Below are 16542 nucleotides of genomic sequence, written 5' to 3' on the forward strand. Positions count from 1 at the left end.
GTCAGTTGAGAACTGGAGCAAGCAGAATGCACTCATCCATGCGCGTAGCATCTGTCATGGCATTATTATGGACCGCGTTGGGAGCGGCCGATTACATGCTGACCCGATTGAGGGTGTCCGCATACCTGTCATATTTCGACGCGGATCAGGTCGCCTTATTTACCCGAACGCCAGCTTTTATCGATATAGCTTGGGGCGTTAGTATCTGGGCGGGCTTACTTGGCGCGATGCTTTGGGTGCTGGACAAGCAGGCGGCGGTTATCTGGCTTGCGCTGTCGATGTTGGGCTACTTCATCATGTCAATTTACTTCATGATCTCTAAGTCAACGGAATTGATGGCAGTCGCAGGCGTTGGTGGATTCGTCTTTGTCGGAGCGCTACTCATCGTCTCGTTTGGAATTTACGTCGTGGCACGAGAGGCGAAAAAGGCGGGCTACTTAAGCTGATCAGCGCGCCACGCCGCCCAGTCTTCAGGCGTATCCAGATCACGCAATGCGGCTGGGCCGATTGGCACAAGCACCGTATCGGCCTTGTGACGTTTAAGTAATGGTTGTGCGCCCAAATCGCCTTCCAGTTTACCCAATTCCGCAAACACGGCCTTTCGGATCAGCACCGGGTGGCCGGGCTGGCCACGCTGATCAGCCCCGCGCAGGATGCGGGCCAAAGGATGCGCGTCGGCGGCATGAATGACTTTGTCGAGGTCCGCTGCGCGCAAATCAGGCAGATCCGCCAACACGATGAGCACGGCATCAGCATCTACGCCTGAAATCCCGCATTTCAGCGAATGAGACATGCCAAGTTCCGAGCCATCGTTATAGACAATCTCGACATCTAGACCGTCTAGGGCCGCCGTGCGCTTGGGCCGGTTTGCAGGCAACACCACGCGCAATTTCTCGGTGTCAGAGGTGAGGCACGCCAACGCCCGTTGCCTTAGCAACGGCATGCCATCCACGTCCTCCAAAAGCTTGTCGCGCGGCGCCATCCGTGATGACGCGCCGCCTGCCAAAAGAAGCGCCGTGACGCTCAATGGGTTGCCGTGGTGGAAAACAGGTTGATCACCAATATCCCCGCTAGGATAAGCGCCATTCCGAGAATGGCGGCGAGGTCGAGTTTCTGGCCGAAATATATCCAGCCGATGATAGCAATAAACACGATCCCTAAACCGGACCACATAGCATACATGATGCCCACAGGCAGAACCTTGAGCGTAAGGGACAGGAAATAAAATGCGAATGCGAAGCTAATCAGTGCAAATACCGACGGCCAAAGCCGCGTGAATTGCTGAGAGGCCTGAATAGAAGATGTGCCGATGGTTTCGGCGAGAACAGCTATGATGAGGAAGAGATAATGCTTTGGCATGAGCGCCGTTCCTGTCGCGAATGATCCTACCTGCACGCTAGTCCGGATAGATTCCGGATGCCACCATCTAGAAACGCAAAAGGGCCGGCGTTTCCGCCAGCCCTATTCTAGAAGTTCCCGAGGGCCTTACATGGCTTTGTTCAGGTTTTCGTCGATTTTTTCAAGGAAGCCTTCAGTGGTAAGCCATTTCTGTTCTGGCCCAACCAGCAAGGCAAGGTCCTTGGTCATGAACCCGCTTTCGACAGTGTCCACGACAACCTTCTCCAGCGTTTCTGCAAAGTTTTGCAGTTGCGTGTTGTTGTCCAGTTTGGCGCGATGCTTCAAGCCACCTGTCCACGCATAGATCGACGCGATGGAGTTGGTCGAAGTGGCTTCGCCCTTCTGGTGTTGGCGGTAGTGACGGGTCACGGTGCCGTGTGCCGCTTCTGCCTCTACCGTGTCGCCATCTGGCGTCATCAGCACGGATGTCATCAGGCCCAGCGAGCCGAAGCCTTGTGCAACTGTGTCGGACTGAACGTCACCATCGTAGTTCTTACAGGCCCAGACATAGCCACCATTCCACTTCATGGCGCAAGCGACCATGTCGTCGATCAGGCGATGCTCGTAGGTGATGCCCGCAGCTTTGAACTTATCTTCGAACTCTGTTTCGTAGATGTGCTGGAACAGCTCAAGGAAGCGACCGTCATATTGCTTGAGGATCGTGTTCTTTGTGGACAGGTAGACAGGCCAGCCCAGCGACAGGCCATAGTTCATCGACGCACGCGCAAAGTCGATGATCGACTTGTCGAGGTTATACATCGCCATCACCACGCCGGAATCCGGTGCGTCAAAGACTTCGCGCTCGATCACTTCGCCGTCGTCGCCGACGAATTTCAGCGACAGTTTACCGCCGGTCGGGAATTTGAAGTCAGTCGCACGGTATTGGTCACCAAATGCGTGACGACCAACCACGATGGGTTTGGTCCAGCCCGGCACCAGACGCGGGACGTTGGAGCAGATGATCGGCTGACGGAAGATCACGCCGCCAAGGATGTTGCGGATCGTGCCGTTGGGGCTGCGCCACATTTCCTTGAGGCCAAACTCTTCGACGCGGGCCTCGTCCGGCGTGATGGTCGCGCATTTGACGCCAACGCCGTATTTCTTGATCGCTTCGGCGGCATCAATAGTGATTTGGTCATTGGTGTCGTCGCGGGCCTGAATGCCAAGGTCATAGTATTTCAGGTCGACGTCCAGATAGGGCAGGATCAGCTTTTTCTTGATGAAGTCCCAGATGATGCGGGTCATTTCATCGCCGTCGAGTTCGACGACAGGGTTATCTACCTTAATTTTGGACATGTTTCTCTCCGACCAATGGTGAATCTATTGCGCGGGTCATAGCCTACCTTGCACTGTTTGGAAAGACGGTATGCCATTGTATACGGAAATGACGCAGCATCGCGCTTCATAGTAGTTAGCGGGCTTCAAACCACATATCTATTCGAGCTTTCAGGTGGCCCCACAGCGCAGGGGCACCGCGTCGTACCTTAACCCCGACACGGGTTTCTAGCTGTTCAGCCGTGACATTGTATTCAGGCCATGTTCCGCCACCGGTTTCCAGATTGGCGACAACAGGTTGAACACGGTCGATGGATTTGGCGAAAATGGCGTCGTCTGTTTCGGCGGCTTCGAATTCGTCCCATAAAGCTCGGAAAGTTCGGCATTGCTCTGCGGGCAGCAGTCCAAAGATGCGATCAGCGGCGGCACGCTCGATTAGCTCCATTTCGGCAGGGTCGTGAGTGCCGTGGATGGGGTTGTCGCCGGCGTCGATCTCGACCAGATCATGAAGCAGCAGCATTTTGATCACCCGGTCGATATTCACCGGGCGCTCTGCGTGTTCTGCCAAAACCATCGCGTAGAGAGCGATATGCCAACTATGTTCGCCCGAATTTTCCCGCCGTGATCCATCGCAAAGCGTGGTGCCCCGCAGAACGGATTTTAGTTTGTCGGCTTCGGATAGGAAGGCAAACTGCCGAGATAACTTGTCAGTCATAAGATCGCCATACCACCAAGTCGCTCTACCTAGCCGATATCACCGCTGCTAGGCAGCTTCTCGCCTTGTTTGCCCGCCAGCTTATCCTTGAGGAATTTTACGGCCCGAGCTTCGGCCTTGCGGACGCGCACCGCGGTCAGGAATGCCTCTTGGGTCGTTTGCGAGGACGCGCCGATCAAGGTTGCGACATGCGGGATGACGCTTTCATCATCAAGCTCGTTCTCGACCGCAATCGCCTTCTTAGCAAGGCCGTCAGCGATATCTTCGGTAATGCCCATTAGCGTGTGTTTTCGGTCAAGCGGCGTTGCACATAGGTTTCGACTGATCCGGTGAGCGTATCCATGTGATCGTTCTCGAAGAAGTGGCCTGCGCCTTCTACTTCCTGATGCGTGACCGTGATACCCTTTTGCTCGTGCAGCTTGTTCACCAGGTTGACGGTGTCTGGTGGCGGTGCGACGCGGTCGCCAAGGCCGTTGATGACCAGACCCGACGACGGGCAGGGAGCAAGGAACGAGAAATCGTACATGTTGGCGGGCGGTGAGACCGAGATAAATCCGGTGATTTCTGGGCGGCGCATCAGAAGTTGCATCCCGATCCAAGCACCAAAGCTGAACCCTGCGACCCAGCAGTGCTTGGCGTTCTGGTTCATCGATTGCAGGTAATCAAGTGCGGAGGCCGCATCGGACAACTCACCAATGCCTTGATCGTATTCGCCTTGGCTCCGGCCAACGCCACGGAAGTTAAACCGCAGCACGTTAAAGCCCATGTTATGGAACGTGTAGTGCAGGTTGTAGACCACGCGGTTATTCATCGTGCCGCCAAACTGCGGATGCGGGTGCAGGATGATCGCGATGGGCGCGTCGCGCTTGCCTTTGTGGGGGTGGTAGCGGCCTTCGAGACGGCCTTCCGGTCCGGGGAAAATCACTTCGGGCATATGCGTCTTTCCTTGCGTCAGATTAAGAGCTGCCTCATATAGTTGACGAGATTGCTCAGGTAATCTAGAATAATTCTAAGTTGCCAGGCGAAGATGCCGGACAGATCAAGTTGAGTTAAGGTCTGCGCCTGCCATCGTCAACGATATTCGCCTATTTTTGAGGGATTACACCATGAAACTGAGCACTAAGGGCCGCTATGCCATGGTCGCACTTGCGGACCTTGCCCAAAGCGCAGACGGCGGGCTGGTGTCATTGGGTGAAATCTCTCGACGGCAAGACGTGTCATTGCCCTATTTAGAGCAGCTCTTTGTGAAACTGCGCCGTGCCGGGCTGGTTGAATCTGTGCGCGGTCCTGGTGGTGGCTACCGTTTGGCGAAGTCACCCTATGCGATCCGCGTGTCCGAAGTTCTGGAGGCCGTCGACGAGACGGTGAGCGCTATGCATACGGGCGCGGGGGCTTCTGGTGCATCGTCTGGTTCCAAAGCGCAAAGCATGACCAACCGATTGTGGGAAAGCCTGTCGGCGCATGTCTACGTTTTTCTGCATCAGACGCGCCTGTCAGATGTAATCGAAAACGACCTCACACCCTGTCCGGCGGTGCCAACGCTGTTCACCGTGGTGGACGAGGCCTGAACATGTCGCGCGTCTATCTTGATTACAATGCGACCATGCCGTTGAGGCAGGCTGCCCGCGACGCGATGATCGCCGCGATGGATGTCGTCGGCAATCCGTCGTCGGTGCATGGCGAAGGTCGCGCGGCCAAAGCCGTTGTAGAGCGCGCGCGCGCGCAAGTTTCGGATGCGTTCGGTGCCTCTGGCGCCGATATCGTGTTTACATCCTCCGCGACGGAGGCCGCAGCGTTGGCGTGTGCCGGGCGCGATCTTCAAAGCGCCGCGATAGAACACGACGCGGTCGGCGCGTGGACGTCTTGCGACTTGCCTGTGGACGCAAACGGCAGCGTGTCGATCACAGATCCGGCCAATAGCGTGCTGCAATTGGCGAATTCCGAGACCGGGGTTATGCAAGAGATTCCTGTCGGTTTGGCGCTGTCCGACATGACGCAAGCATTTGGTAAGGTGCCGGTCGCGTTTTCGTGGTCAGGCGCACAAATGGCGTTGATCTCGGCACATAAGCTTGGCGGACCAAAAGGCGTGGGTGCTTTGGTGCTTCGTCAGGGGCTGGATGTTAAGGCGCGGATTAAGGGCGGTGGCCAAGAAATGGGTCGCCGGTCTGGCACCGAGAACGTCATCGGGATCGCCGGATTTGGGGCCGCAGCCGAGGCGGCCGCACAAGATTTGGCCAATGGCGTGTGGGATCGGGTTGCGGAACTTAGAAATATTCTAGAAAAGGCCATTGAGGTCTCCGCAAAGAATACTATTTTTGTCGGGAATGAGTCGAACAGGTTGCCAAACACCTCTTGCTTCGCAACGCCGGGCTGGAAGGGCGAGACACAAGTGATGGCCATGGACCTTGCCGGATTCGCTGTTTCAGCCGGATCGGCGTGTTCCAGCGGCAAGGTGAAGGCCAGCCGGACAGTGGCGGCCATGGGATACGACGGACCGGTCGCGACGAGCACATTGCGCGTCTCACTTGGTCCCGACACGACGGAAGAACACATCCTTCGCTTCGCAGATGCGTGGCTGAAGGCAGAACGTAAATTTCACGCCAAGGCGGCGTAGAAGAGCAGGGAGACAGCACATGTCGCTTGAGGAAGTCGTAGACAACGTCAAAGAGGGCGTCGATCAGGACACCGTGGATGCGGTTCGCGAAGTGGGCGGCAAGTACAAGCACGGCTGGAACACCGAGATCGAGATGGACTACGCGCCCAAGGGCCTGTCCGAGGACATCGTGCGGTTGATCTCTTCAAAAAACGAGGAGCCAGAATGGATGCTGGAATGGCGCCTTGAGGCCTACAACCGGTGGCTGAAAATGACAGAGCCGGAATGGGCGATGGTGCATTACCCCAAAATCGACTTTCAGGACCAATATTACTACGCCTCGCCAAAATCCATGGCCGAGAAACCCAAATCGCTGGATGACGTCGACCCCAAGCTGCTGGAAACATACAAGAAGTTGGGCATTCCCTTGAAGGAGCAAATGATCCTTGCGGGTGTCGAGGGGGCCGAAGAATTGACTGACGCGCCGCGCAAGGTGGCTGTGGACGCAGTGTTCGACTCCGTCTCCGTTGGCACGACGTTTCAAGCGGAGTTGAAGTCGAAGGGCGTTATCTTCTGTTCCATCTCGGAGGCCATTAAAGAGCATCCGGAGCTGGTGAAGAAGTACCTCGGATCGGTCGTACCGCAATCCGACAACTTCTACGCGACGTTGAACTCTGCTGTGTTCTCTGACGGCTCGTTCGTTTACATCCCGCCCGGCGTGCGTTGCCCGATGGAACTGTCGACGTACTTCCGCATCAACGCCGAAAACACCGGCCAGTTCGAGCGCACGCTGATCATCGCCGACAAAGAGTCCTACGTGTCCTACCTTGAAGGGTGCACCGCGCCCATGCGCGACACCAACCAGCTGCACGCAGCTGTGGTGGAGCTGGTGCTGCTGGAAGACGCGGAGATCAAGTATTCCACCGTCCAGAACTGGTATCCGGGTGATGAGGAAGGCAAGGGCGGCATCTACAACTTTGTCACCAAGCGCGCCGATTGCCGTGGCGACCGCTCCAAGGTGATGTGGACTCAGGTCGAAACCGGCTCCGCGGTGACGTGGAAATACCCAAGCTGCATTCTACGCGGTGACGATTCACAGGGCGAGTTCTACTCCATCGCCATCGCCAACCATTATCAGCAGGCCGACACCGGCACCAAGATGATCCATCTGGGCAAGCGCACCAAGTCGCGCATCGTGTCCAAAGGTATCAGCGCGGGCAAGGCGCAGAACACCTATCGCGGACTGGTGTCGATGCACCCGAAAGCCAAGGATTCGCGCAACTACACGCAATGCGACAGCTTGCTGATCGGCGACAAATGTGGCGCGCACACGGTTCCCTATATCGAGGTGAAGAACAATTCCTCGCGGGTAGAGCACGAGGCGACGACGTCCAAGGTGGATGACGATCAGGTCTTCTACTGCCGCCAGCGTGGGATGGACGAGGAAGAGGCCGTCGCGTTGATCGTGAACGGTTTCGCCAAGGAGGTGCTGCAAGCCCTGCCGATGGAATTCGCCATGGAAGCGCAGCAGTTGGTTGCGATTTCGTTGGAAGGTTCGGTGGGATAAACCTCACTACTTTAGACTGTCGTTAAGGATGCTTAAAATCTCCAGCTTCTTGCCATATTCCGGCCCTGATGCCTCTTTACTTCTATCCGTGATTACGGATGGAGGGGCTTCTCATGAGTATGGCAGACGCGAGCTTTCAAGAACGCTTGGCGCGGATCAACGCCGGTCAGGGCTATGTAGCCGAGGGGTTGTTGGGCAATGGCGAGTTGGACACCATTCGCAAGCGCCAGGAGACCGGCAAAGGCCCGAAGCCTGTGGCGACCATGGGTATTCAGGAAAAGAAGAAGTTCCCGCTGAAAAAGGTCATCGTGGCCTTCGTTCTGGGCGTGGTCTCGTTCTTTGGCGGCAGCCTCAGTGCGTTTCACGCGACCCAAGGCGTGGCGACCGAGTTCGACAACTTCCGTCTGCTGGTAGAGGCGCTCGGGCCGGTGGGTATGTCTGCCGTTCTGGCGTTTTTCCTGCTCTACGTGTCAGGCTTGCGCTCGGTCATTCTCGTTGGTGTGATCATGGCGGGCTTCTTCGCAGTACACTTCGCGGAGCCGCATATGGCGCGCGCGGCGCCCGAGTTGTGGACGCAAATGTATTCAGCGGAATACGCCGACGCGTTGAAATTCCAAGCCTTCGCACAAACAACCCAGTGGGGCTTCGCTCCTCCACCGGAACTTGTGCCGCAGCCGGAACCTGCACCCGAATAAACAATAAATCGAATGCACTTACACGCACCTCGCATGGGTTTCCCATGCGGGGTTGCTCCTGTTGAAAGAGAGAAAAATCATGTTGGAAATCAAAAACCTGCACGTCGAACTTGAAGAAGAGGATAAGCAAATCCTCAAGGGCGTGGATCTGACGGTCGACGCGGGCCAAGTGCACGCGATAATGGGTCCGAACGGGTCTGGCAAGTCGACGCTTTCTTACGTGCTGTCCGGCAAGGATGGCTACGAGGTCACCGATGGTTCGGCAACGCTTGATGGTGTCGACATTCTTGATATGGATCCGGAAGAACGCGCCGCCGCCGGGCTGTTTCTGGCATTCCAGTATCCCGTTGAAATTCCGGGTGTCGGCAACATGACCTTCCTGCGCACAGCAGTGAATTCACAACGCAAAGCGCGCGGTGAAGACGAGATGTCAGCTGGCGACTTCCTCAAATTCATTCGCGAGAAGGCAAAGAGCCTTAAAATCGACGCCGATATGCTGAAACGCCCTGTCAATGTCGGCTTCTCCGGCGGTGAGAAAAAGCGCAACGAGATTCTGCAGATGGCAATGCTCGAGCCGAAGATGTGCATCTTGGACGAAACCGATTCCGGGCTTGATGTGGACGCGATGAAACTGGTCGCAGAGGGCGTTAACGCGCTGCGCTCAGAGGGCCGCTCTTTCCTTGTAATCACGCACTACCAACGTCTGTTGGATCACATCAAACCAGATGTGGTGCACATCATGGCCGATGGCAAAATTATCAAATCCGGTGGGCCTGAATTGGCTTTGGAAGTTGAAAACAACGGCTATGCTGATCTGCTGGCCGAGGTGGCCTGATATGAGCGCCGCTGAAAAACTGACTGTTGCACCTCGCGCTTTGCCCGACGGGCAGGGCGCTTGGGCGCAGACCGCACGCGAAGCTGCCGCAGCGCGCTTGAGCGAAATGGGTATGCCGGTGCGTCGTGACGAGTATTGGAAATATACAAACCCCACGAGCTTGACCGCTGAGGCTGCTCCTGAAGCAGAAGTTCTGGCGAGTGACGAGGCGCCGGTCTTTGGCGATGCCGACGCGTTGAGGATTGTGTTTGTTGACGGTGTTTTCGACGCTGACGCATCTGATGCCCTGACCCACGAAGGACTTGAGATAGCACGGCTGTCGGACGCGGCGCAGATGGATATCCACTGGGCCAAAGATGTTTACGGTGTGCTGGAGACCAACGGCCAAGATCCCGTGGCGCGTCCGCTTGCTGCGGCCAATACTGCATTTGCGACTGACGGCGTGCTAATCCGTGCGTTCGGCAAGGTCAGCAAACCTGTGCATATGGTTTATCTGCATAAATCAAATACTTCCGATGCGATCCTTCACCATGTGGTGAAGGTCGAAGAAGGCGCGGACGTCACCATTCTTGAGAATGGCCCAGCAGCGGCGCGGTTCAACAAATGCCTGGAAGTAGACATCGCTGACAACGCGTCATTCCATCATGTGCGCGCGCAAGGTCGCGACCACGAGCGCCGTGCAGCGACCCATGTTTTCGCGCGTCTTGGCACCGAGAGCACGTTCAAGAGTTTTACCTTAACGGTGAACGGTGTTCTGACCCGCAACGAATGCGTTATCGAGTTGACGGGCGACGACGCCAAAGCTCATGTGGCGGGTGCTGCTGTGGGCGATGGCGATTTTCACCATGACGACACCGTGTTCATCACTCATGATGCCGTGAATTGCGAAAGCCGTCAGGTATTTAAGAAAGTGCTTCGCAACGGTGCCATGGGTGTGTTCCAGGGCAAGATCCTTGTGAAAGCCGGTGCGCAAAAAACCGACGGGTATCAGATTAGCCAAGCGTTGCTGCTGGATGGAGACAGCCAGTTCCTTGCCAAGCCAGAGTTGGAAATCTACGCCGACGATGTGGCCTGTTCGCACGGCTCGACCTCGGGTGCGATTGACGAAGACGCGCTGTTTTACCTTCGCTCTCGTGGGGTGCCAGAAAGTGAAGCGCAAAATCTGTTGGTTCTGGCGTTCCTCGCTGAAGCACTGGACGAGATCGAAAACGAAGATCTGGCGGCGGAAATATTGAACCGTCTAGAGGCGTGGTTCTCGCGGCGCAGCAGCTAAGCATGTCGACGGCGCAGGCCATATTCCGCAGCTACCGCACCCCGCGTGCGGTGGCGCGGAGCTTTCGCGACGCTGGCGCGGACGAGGGCACCGGGCTTGGTTGGCTTTTTGCAGCCTGCATTCTGTTCTTCATCGCTCGGCTGCCTGGCCTGTCGCGGACGTCGCATCTCAGTGACGGGGAGGTGCCACTCTTCGGATTGGCCCTCGGTACGTTTTTTGGCACGATGCTTTTGGCTCCTATTTTCTTTTACGTTGTGGCCAGCCTCAGCCATTTTGTGGCGCAGGCTTTCGGGGGGCGTGGAACTTTGACAGACGCTCGCTTGGCGATGTTTTGGGGGCTTCTGGCGTCAACGCCGTTTGTTTTGTTTCAAGGCCTGGTATCTGGGATGATCGGGCCGGGCCAGCAAGCGATGCTGGTCGCGGGGCTGTCATTCATTATTTTTTTGTGGGTTTGGCTCAATAGCCTGATCGCGCTGGAAGGGGCACGCTGATGTTTGCGTTCCTGTTGCAACTCGTGGCGCAGACCCTGCGTCGGCCGAAGATCGCAGCTGAGACGGTTCTGGGTTTTGATCTCGATCGCCGTTCACTGTGGGCGGCGCTCGGGTTGGTCTCGGTTGTGTCGGTGCTGTTCACCGAATTTACCCTGTTGTTCGTTCCGGCCGAGATGGTCGCCGAGCAAGGTCCGTTCCCAAGTAGCCCGCTGTTGTTGGGCTTGGTCATTTGGGGTTTGCTGGTCCTGTCAGTGTTCATCACGCATTATGTGGGCAGGGTTTTTGACGGGCAGGGGCAGCTAGATCAAAGCCTGAAAACTGTCATCTGGATGCAGGTCGTTCTTCTGTCCCTGCAGGTGGTTCAGATCGGCTTGTTTCTGATCTCCCCTGTGATTGCGATCCTGTTCGGATGGATCGGCGCACTTTATGTTTTCTACGTGTTCCTTGAATTTGTTAGAATTTTGCATGAGTTCCGTTCGCTGGGACTGGTGTTCGCGGGTGCGATCGTTTCACTTATTGGATTGATGTTTGGGATCGCCCTTGCCATTGGCTTGATCGCCGCAGTTTTCGGATTAGAGGTGGGTGCAAATGTATGATGTCCAAAAAATTCGGGCCGACTTTCCGATCCTGAGCCGGACGGTTAACAACAAGCCACTTGTCTATCTGGACAATGGTGCATCTGCGCAAAAGCCGCAGGTGGTTATCGACGCGATCACCCAAGCTTATGCCCATGAGTACGCCAATGTGCACCGTGGGTTGCATTACCTGTCCAATCTTGCGACCGATAAATATGAGGCCGTGCGCGGCAAGGTAGCATCGTTTCTAGGCGCACCATCCGAGGATGAAATCATCTTCAATTCCGGCACCACCGAGGGCATCAACATGGTGGCTTATGGGTGGGCGGCGCCAAGAATGGAAGCGGGCGACGAGATCATTCTCAGCGTCATGGAGCATCATGCAAATATCGTGCCTTGGCACTTCTTGAGGGAACGCCAAGGGGTGAAACTGGTTTGGGTGGATGTCGACGCCAATGGCGATCTGGATCCACAAAAGGTGATCGATGCAATCTCGCCGCGCACCAAGTTGATCGCCGTAACCCACATGTCCAACGTTCTGGGCACTGTTGTTGATGTGAAAACCATATGTGAAGCGGCGCGGGCACGTGGTGTTCCGGTTTTGGTCGATGGCTCGCAAGCGGCAGTCCATATGCCGGTTAACGTAGCCGATCTGGGGTGCGATTTTTACCCCATTACCGGTCATAAACTCTATGGGCCGTCAGGCTCCGGTGCGATTTACGTGCGCGCGGAGCGGATGGCGGAAATGCAGCCCTTCATCGGCGGCGGTGACATGATCCGTGACGTCCATAAGGATGAAGTGATCTACAATGATGCGCCGATGAAGTTTGAAGCCGGCACACCTGGCATCGTCCAGATGATCGGGATGGGTGTCGCTTTGGATTATATGAGCGGCATTGGCATGGATAACATCGCCGCACATGAGCATGCTTTGCGCGACTATGCGCGATCACGGCTGGATGGGTTGAACTGGCTGAACGTGCAGGGACAATCGGCGGGCAAGGGGGCTATTTTCTCGTTTACGCTGGATGGCGCCGCACATGCGCATGACATTTCGACCGTCTTGGACAAAAAAGGCGTGGCGGTCCGGGCGGGACAGCATTGTGCTCAACCGTTGATGGAACATATGGGGCTAACCGCGACGTGCCGTGCGTCGTTCGGAATGTACAACACGCAAGATGAGGTTGATGCCTTGGTTGATGCGTTGGAGTTGTGCCACGAGTTGTTTGCCTGATTGGAAAGCAAGTCTAAAGAAGTTCTCATTTGGCGTTGCGGCAAGTTAAGTGCGCTTGTATAGCGATGCGAACGCACCCGTAGCTCAGCTGGATAGAGCGCTGCCCTCCGAAGGCAGAGGCCAGAGGTTCGAATCCTCTCGGGTGCACCATTTTTTCGATACCTGCGGAAACGAAAAAAGCCGCCCTCATAAGAGGCCGGCTTGGTCGAAACGATTTTCGAGTGGTGTTTCTACCGGCCCCAAGACCGAACCGGACCACAATCCATGTGGACGAAGTTGGAACCGGAATAGCGCCCTACACCGCCAGCAGAGCATGAAACTGCCGCACGCGATATTTGACCAACAGACCGAGACGCCAAACGCAGATCGGCAGCCTGACCTTTCATATGCAGGGAGTTCTTGGCAACGCCGCGCGAACGGGACCGGAGCATCGCGTTGGTCTTGGGCGAGCGGTAACCTGACAACAACATGTACGGCTCTTTGACGCCCATCAAATTATGGGAGGCAGACATGATGTCGATAGTGCGAGTATCCATGGAAATCGCGCTGTTCTGGCGCCAATCACGCATGAAGTAGTTTAACTCTTTTAAGGATTCTTTGATGTACTCGCCTTCGATCCAATAGATCATGTCGATCTTTTCACCAGTTCGACCGGAATACATTTTGAGGCGGCGAACGTCGCCGGCACCTTTAAGGAACCCGAATGCTTTGGAGTACACTGGTGCAGCTGTGAGAGTTGTCGCCGCAAATGCGCCCAAGAGTGCGCGCCGCGTGATCAATGCGGATTTGGTATCGCTCATGGTAATAGCCTGTCCCGTATTTGCCCTAGACCGCTGCCACGGTCGTCGTCTTTTTGATCCCCAGATGCGAAACCTATGCCACACCTTGATTCTTTTACCAAGTGCACTCTGAAAGAGAGCGGTTAATATGGTGCAAATAGGCGAAATTTTGCGCACCGGTCTTTGCGCTGGATCAAGTGAAAGGATTCGGCTGAAGCGCGGCTGACGGTGACCTAATCGCAACGTGGCAAAAAAATGGCGAGTTCCCCCTGAAATGTGAATGGACTCTCGCGGGCCGGTGAAATGTAGTCTTCGAAATTGTGCAATTCGTATTGAGGTAACTTTCCATGGCGCTTTCTCCGACTCGACGCTCGACAATTAAGATGATGGCAGCGGGCGCCGTCAGCTTAGTTTTGCCAAGTCTGGGTGCGGGGCGCGCAGATGCAGCTGTGACGGCGCTGAAGCAGTCAATTGCCGAAGCTGCCGCCAAAGATAAGGCGCTTTCGGCGTTCTATCGCGAGCGGAACTATAAGCCCGTTTTCGTTGGGAAAGGCGACGGGCGTAGACGTGGGGCTTTGCTGAAAGCTTTGGCTGCGGCTGGCGATCATGGTTTGCCCTCGAAGACCTATGACGCTGAAGGGCTGAAGGCTGCGATGAAGGCTGCCAAGACACCCGGTGACCGTGGTCGCGTTGAGGTCGAGGCTGCCACGCGGATGTTGGATTTCGCCGACCATATGCGATCTGGTGTTTTGGTACCGCGCAGCATCGACAGCTCGTTGGTCATGGATGTCCCTCGTTACGATCGTGCGTCGACCATTGACGCTTTTGCGAGATCAAATCCCGCTGCGTTCCTCAAGAAAATGGCGCCGCGCAAGGCGGAATATGTCCGTCTTCAAAAAGAAAAACTGCGACTGGAAAAGTTGTTGGGCAAAGGCGGTTGGGGTGACAAGGTTCAAGCCAAGTCGTTGAAGCCCGGCCAGTCCGGCGCGGTGGTGGTTCAGTTGCGTAACCGTTTGATCCGCATGCGGTACATGCGCAAATCGGCCACGCAAACCTATGACAACAATATCCAGTCTGCGGTGCAAAAATTCCAGATCAATCATGGCTTGTCCCCGGATGGGGTCGCCGGCGGATCAACCATTGCCCAGATCAATCAGGGTGTGCAGGATCGCCTGCAACAGGTTCTGGTCGCCATGGAGCGCCAGCGTTGGAACAGTCGCCCGCTGGAGAAGAACCACATTTGGGTGAACATCCCCGACTTCCACGTCGACATCATGAAGAACGGTAAGTCGACCTTCCGTTCCCGCGTGGTCGTGGGCAAAAACACCTCGGATCGTCGGACGCCGGAGTTTTCCGACACCATGGAATTCATGATCATCAACCCCAGCTGGTATGTCCCGCGCTCGATTGTGACCAAGGAATATCTGCCGCTGCTCAAGCGCAACAGCGGCGCTGCGGGGCAGTTGCAGATTATCGGGCGCAACGGCAAACCTGTCAGCCGCGGCTCAATCAACTTCGCGCAATATAACGCGAAGAATTTCCCGTATTCGATGAAGCAGCCTCCCTCCAAAGGGAACGCTTTGGGCTTGGTGAAATTTATGTTCCCCAACAAGCACAATATCTATCTGCACGATACACCATCCAAATCCCTGTTCGGCCGAGAGTCGCGGGCGTTCAGCCATGGCTGTATCCGTGTTCACAAGCCGTTCGACTTCGCTTATGCGTTGCTTGCAAATCAGGAGAAGAACCCAGAGAGCTTCTTCCAAACCGCGCTACAGACCAGACGCGAGCGGCGCGTTGATCTGCGTGAACCACTGCCAGTGCACATCGCTTACTATACCGCATGGGTGGATGCGAAGGGCCAAGCCCATTACCGCAACGATGTTTACAATCGTGACGCGCGGATATTCACCGCACTCAACCGTGCCGGGGTTTCGCTGCGCTCGGTAGCAAGCTAAACCAATACCAACAGGTTTTCGGGCGCGTTGCGGGCGAACCGCAATGCGCCTTTTCTTTTGTTCGGAGCATGTCATGACGGAATTCACCCTGACCCAGATTGCAGAAGCACTTGGGGCCATGTTGGAAGGCGACGGCGATATTCGCGTATCTGGTGCTGCTGAGCCGTCCTCTGCTCGTAGCGACCAACTCGCGTTGGCAATGGATCCCAAATACGGGGATGGGCTGGCCAAGGGGGCTGCAAAGGCTGCCATTCTTTGGCAGGGGGCGGATTGGCAAGCTCTTGGGCTTGAAGCCGCGATCTTTGTGCCACGCCCACGTTATGCCATGTCGGGCTTAACCACCCTCATGGACGCTGGCCCAGAAATTGAGCCGGGAATTCACGCTTCTGCAGTTGTGCATCCAAGTGCCAAAATTGGAGGTGGAGCAGCCATCGGGCCTTTCGTGGTGATTGGCCGCGACGTGACGATCGGGGATGGTGCGCGCATCGCGTCCCACGCATCCTTGGCTGAAGGCTCAACTATGGGTCGTAATGCATTGATCTTGCAGGGAGTTCGCATTGGCGCGCGCGTTCAGATCGGCGATAATTTCATCGCTCAGCCGGGCTGCGTTGTCGGGTCGGACGGATTTTCTTTTGTGACACCTGAGAAAAGCGCCGTGGAGAATGTTCGCAAATCTTTGGGCGATCAAGGCGAGGCCGCGCAGCAAAGCTGGACGCGTATTCACTCGCTTGGTGCAGTGCAAATTGGGAACGACGTCGAGATCGGCGCAAATAGTGCAATTGATCGCGGCACGATCCGCGACACCACGATAGGGAACGGCACCAAACTCGATAACCTCGTGCACATTGGCCACAACGTGCAGGTTGGCGATGATTGCCTGTTATGTGGACAAGTAGGCATCGCAGGCTCGTCGCGGATTGGGAACCGCGTTGTCATGGCGGGGCAATGCGGGGTGAACGACAACATTTTCGTGGGCGACGACGTAATCGCGGGCGGGGCAACCAAAATCTTCACCAACGCACCTGCGGGGCGTGTTTTGTTGGGCTATCCCGCGGTGAAAATGGAAACTCATATCGAGATGCAGAAGTCCATGCGCCGCCTGCCTCGGTTTATGAAGTCTTTGAAACAAGACAAATAGTTTGTGGCAATACTCG

At 56.0% G+C, this 16542-nt stretch carries 19 protein-coding genes and 1 tRNA gene; 13 read left to right on the forward strand and 7 right to left on the reverse strand.

Features of this window, described 5'->3' with window-relative positions; genetic code table 11:
* The first annotated feature begins 38 nt into the window (after positions 1-38).
* Positions 39-446: a hypothetical protein gene (locus BCF46_RS13105; protein ID WP_170157937.1), complete on the forward strand. Its 408-nt coding sequence runs from the start codon at positions 39-41 to the stop codon at positions 444-446.
* Here the strand turns inward: BCF46_RS13105 and BCF46_RS13110 are convergent.
* From BCF46_RS13110 to BCF46_RS13135, 6 genes are all read right to left on the reverse strand, one after another.
* On the reverse strand, positions 434-1027 hold the full coding sequence (locus BCF46_RS13110; RefSeq protein WP_121024966.1) for a nucleotidyltransferase family protein: 594 nt from the start codon (positions 1025-1027) through the stop codon (positions 434-436). The genes BCF46_RS13105 and BCF46_RS13110 overlap by 13 nt on opposite strands.
* Positions 1024-1359, reverse strand: a complete 336-nt coding sequence (locus tag BCF46_RS13115) for a DMT family transporter (protein ID WP_121024968.1) — start codon at positions 1357-1359, stop codon at positions 1024-1026. Before BCF46_RS13115 ends, BCF46_RS13110 begins: the two co-directional genes overlap by 4 nt.
* 126 nt (positions 1360-1485) lie before the next feature.
* A complete protein-coding gene (locus BCF46_RS13120; protein ID WP_121024970.1) occupies positions 1486-2694 on the reverse strand; it encodes an NADP-dependent isocitrate dehydrogenase in 1209 nt (402 codons plus the stop codon).
* A 115-nt stretch (positions 2695-2809) separates the two neighbouring features.
* Entirely contained in the window at positions 2810-3388 is a 579-nt protein-coding gene (locus tag BCF46_RS13125) for an HD domain-containing protein (protein ID WP_121024972.1), read from the reverse strand.
* 29 nt (positions 3389-3417) lie between these two features.
* A complete protein-coding gene (locus BCF46_RS13130; protein ID WP_121024973.1) occupies positions 3418-3666 on the reverse strand; it encodes a hypothetical protein in 249 nt (82 codons plus the stop codon).
* Positions 3666-4322 (reverse strand): alpha/beta hydrolase, encoded by a 657-nt coding sequence (locus BCF46_RS13135; RefSeq protein WP_121024976.1) that lies wholly within the window; start codon positions 4320-4322, stop codon positions 3666-3668. The genes BCF46_RS13130 and BCF46_RS13135 overlap by 1 nt, the downstream gene beginning before the upstream one ends.
* 172 nt (positions 4323-4494) lie before the next feature.
* Between BCF46_RS13135 and iscR the strand changes: the two genes are divergently transcribed.
* From iscR to BCF46_RS13185, 10 genes are all read left to right on the forward strand, one after another.
* Positions 4495-4956: a Fe-S cluster assembly transcriptional regulator IscR gene (gene iscR, locus BCF46_RS13140; RefSeq protein ID WP_121024978.1), complete on the forward strand. Its 462-nt coding sequence runs from the start codon at positions 4495-4497 to the stop codon at positions 4954-4956.
* A 2-nt stretch (positions 4957-4958) separates the two neighbouring features.
* On the forward strand, positions 4959-6002 hold the full coding sequence (locus BCF46_RS13145; RefSeq protein WP_121024980.1) for a cysteine desulfurase family protein: 1044 nt from the start codon (positions 4959-4961) through the stop codon (positions 6000-6002).
* Positions 6003-6021: 19 nt separating this feature from the next.
* A complete protein-coding gene (gene sufB, locus BCF46_RS13150; protein ID WP_121024982.1) occupies positions 6022-7548 on the forward strand; it encodes a Fe-S cluster assembly protein SufB in 1527 nt (508 codons plus the stop codon).
* A 113-nt stretch (positions 7549-7661) separates the two neighbouring features.
* Positions 7662-8243, forward strand: coding sequence for a hypothetical protein (locus tag BCF46_RS13155; protein WP_121024984.1), 582 nt, complete (start codon positions 7662-7664; stop codon positions 8241-8243).
* Between the two features lie 79 nt (positions 8244-8322).
* On the forward strand, positions 8323-9078 hold the full coding sequence (sufC, locus tag BCF46_RS13160) for a Fe-S cluster assembly ATPase SufC (protein WP_121024986.1): 756 nt from the start codon (positions 8323-8325) through the stop codon (positions 9076-9078).
* A gap of 1 nt (position 9079) precedes the next feature.
* Positions 9080-10351, forward strand: coding sequence for a Fe-S cluster assembly protein SufD (gene sufD, locus BCF46_RS13165; RefSeq protein ID WP_245990127.1), 1272 nt, complete (start codon positions 9080-9082; stop codon positions 10349-10351).
* Positions 10352-10353: 2 nt separating this feature from the next.
* The gene (locus BCF46_RS13170) at positions 10354-10842 is read left to right on the forward strand and encodes a YIP1 family protein (RefSeq protein ID WP_121024990.1); all 489 of its coding nucleotides are present in this window, start codon (positions 10354-10356) and stop codon (positions 10840-10842) included.
* A complete protein-coding gene (locus BCF46_RS13175) occupies positions 10842-11438 on the forward strand; it encodes a Yip1 family protein (RefSeq protein ID WP_121024992.1) in 597 nt (198 codons plus the stop codon). The genes BCF46_RS13170 and BCF46_RS13175 overlap by 1 nt, the downstream gene beginning before the upstream one ends.
* Positions 11431-12651: a cysteine desulfurase gene (locus tag BCF46_RS13180; protein ID WP_121024994.1), complete on the forward strand. Its 1221-nt coding sequence runs from the start codon at positions 11431-11433 to the stop codon at positions 12649-12651. The genes BCF46_RS13175 and BCF46_RS13180 overlap by 8 nt, the downstream gene beginning before the upstream one ends.
* A 73-nt stretch (positions 12652-12724) precedes the next feature.
* Positions 12725-12801, forward strand: a tRNA-Arg gene (locus tag BCF46_RS13185).
* A gap of 80 nt (positions 12802-12881) precedes the next feature.
* On the opposite strand, the gene mepK is transcribed toward BCF46_RS13185, so the two are convergent.
* Positions 12882-13451 (reverse strand): peptidoglycan L,D-endopeptidase MepK, encoded by a 570-nt coding sequence (mepK, locus tag BCF46_RS13190; protein WP_211332817.1) that lies wholly within the window; start codon positions 13449-13451, stop codon positions 12882-12884.
* Between the two features lie 362 nt (positions 13452-13813).
* Between mepK and BCF46_RS13195 the strand changes: the two genes are divergently transcribed.
* Both BCF46_RS13195 and lpxD read left to right on the forward strand, forming a co-directional pair.
* Positions 13814-15388 (forward strand): L,D-transpeptidase family protein, encoded by a 1575-nt coding sequence (locus BCF46_RS13195; protein ID WP_245990129.1) that lies wholly within the window; start codon positions 13814-13816, stop codon positions 15386-15388.
* A 73-nt stretch (positions 15389-15461) separates the two neighbouring features.
* A complete protein-coding gene (gene lpxD, locus BCF46_RS13200; RefSeq protein WP_121025416.1) occupies positions 15462-16526 on the forward strand; it encodes a UDP-3-O-(3-hydroxymyristoyl)glucosamine N-acyltransferase in 1065 nt (354 codons plus the stop codon).
* Positions 16527-16542: the final 16 nt, after the last annotated feature.

Source organism: Litoreibacter meonggei, assembly GCF_003663885.1.
Classification (GTDB): Bacteria; Pseudomonadota; Alphaproteobacteria; order Rhodobacterales; family Rhodobacteraceae; genus Litoreibacter; species Litoreibacter meonggei.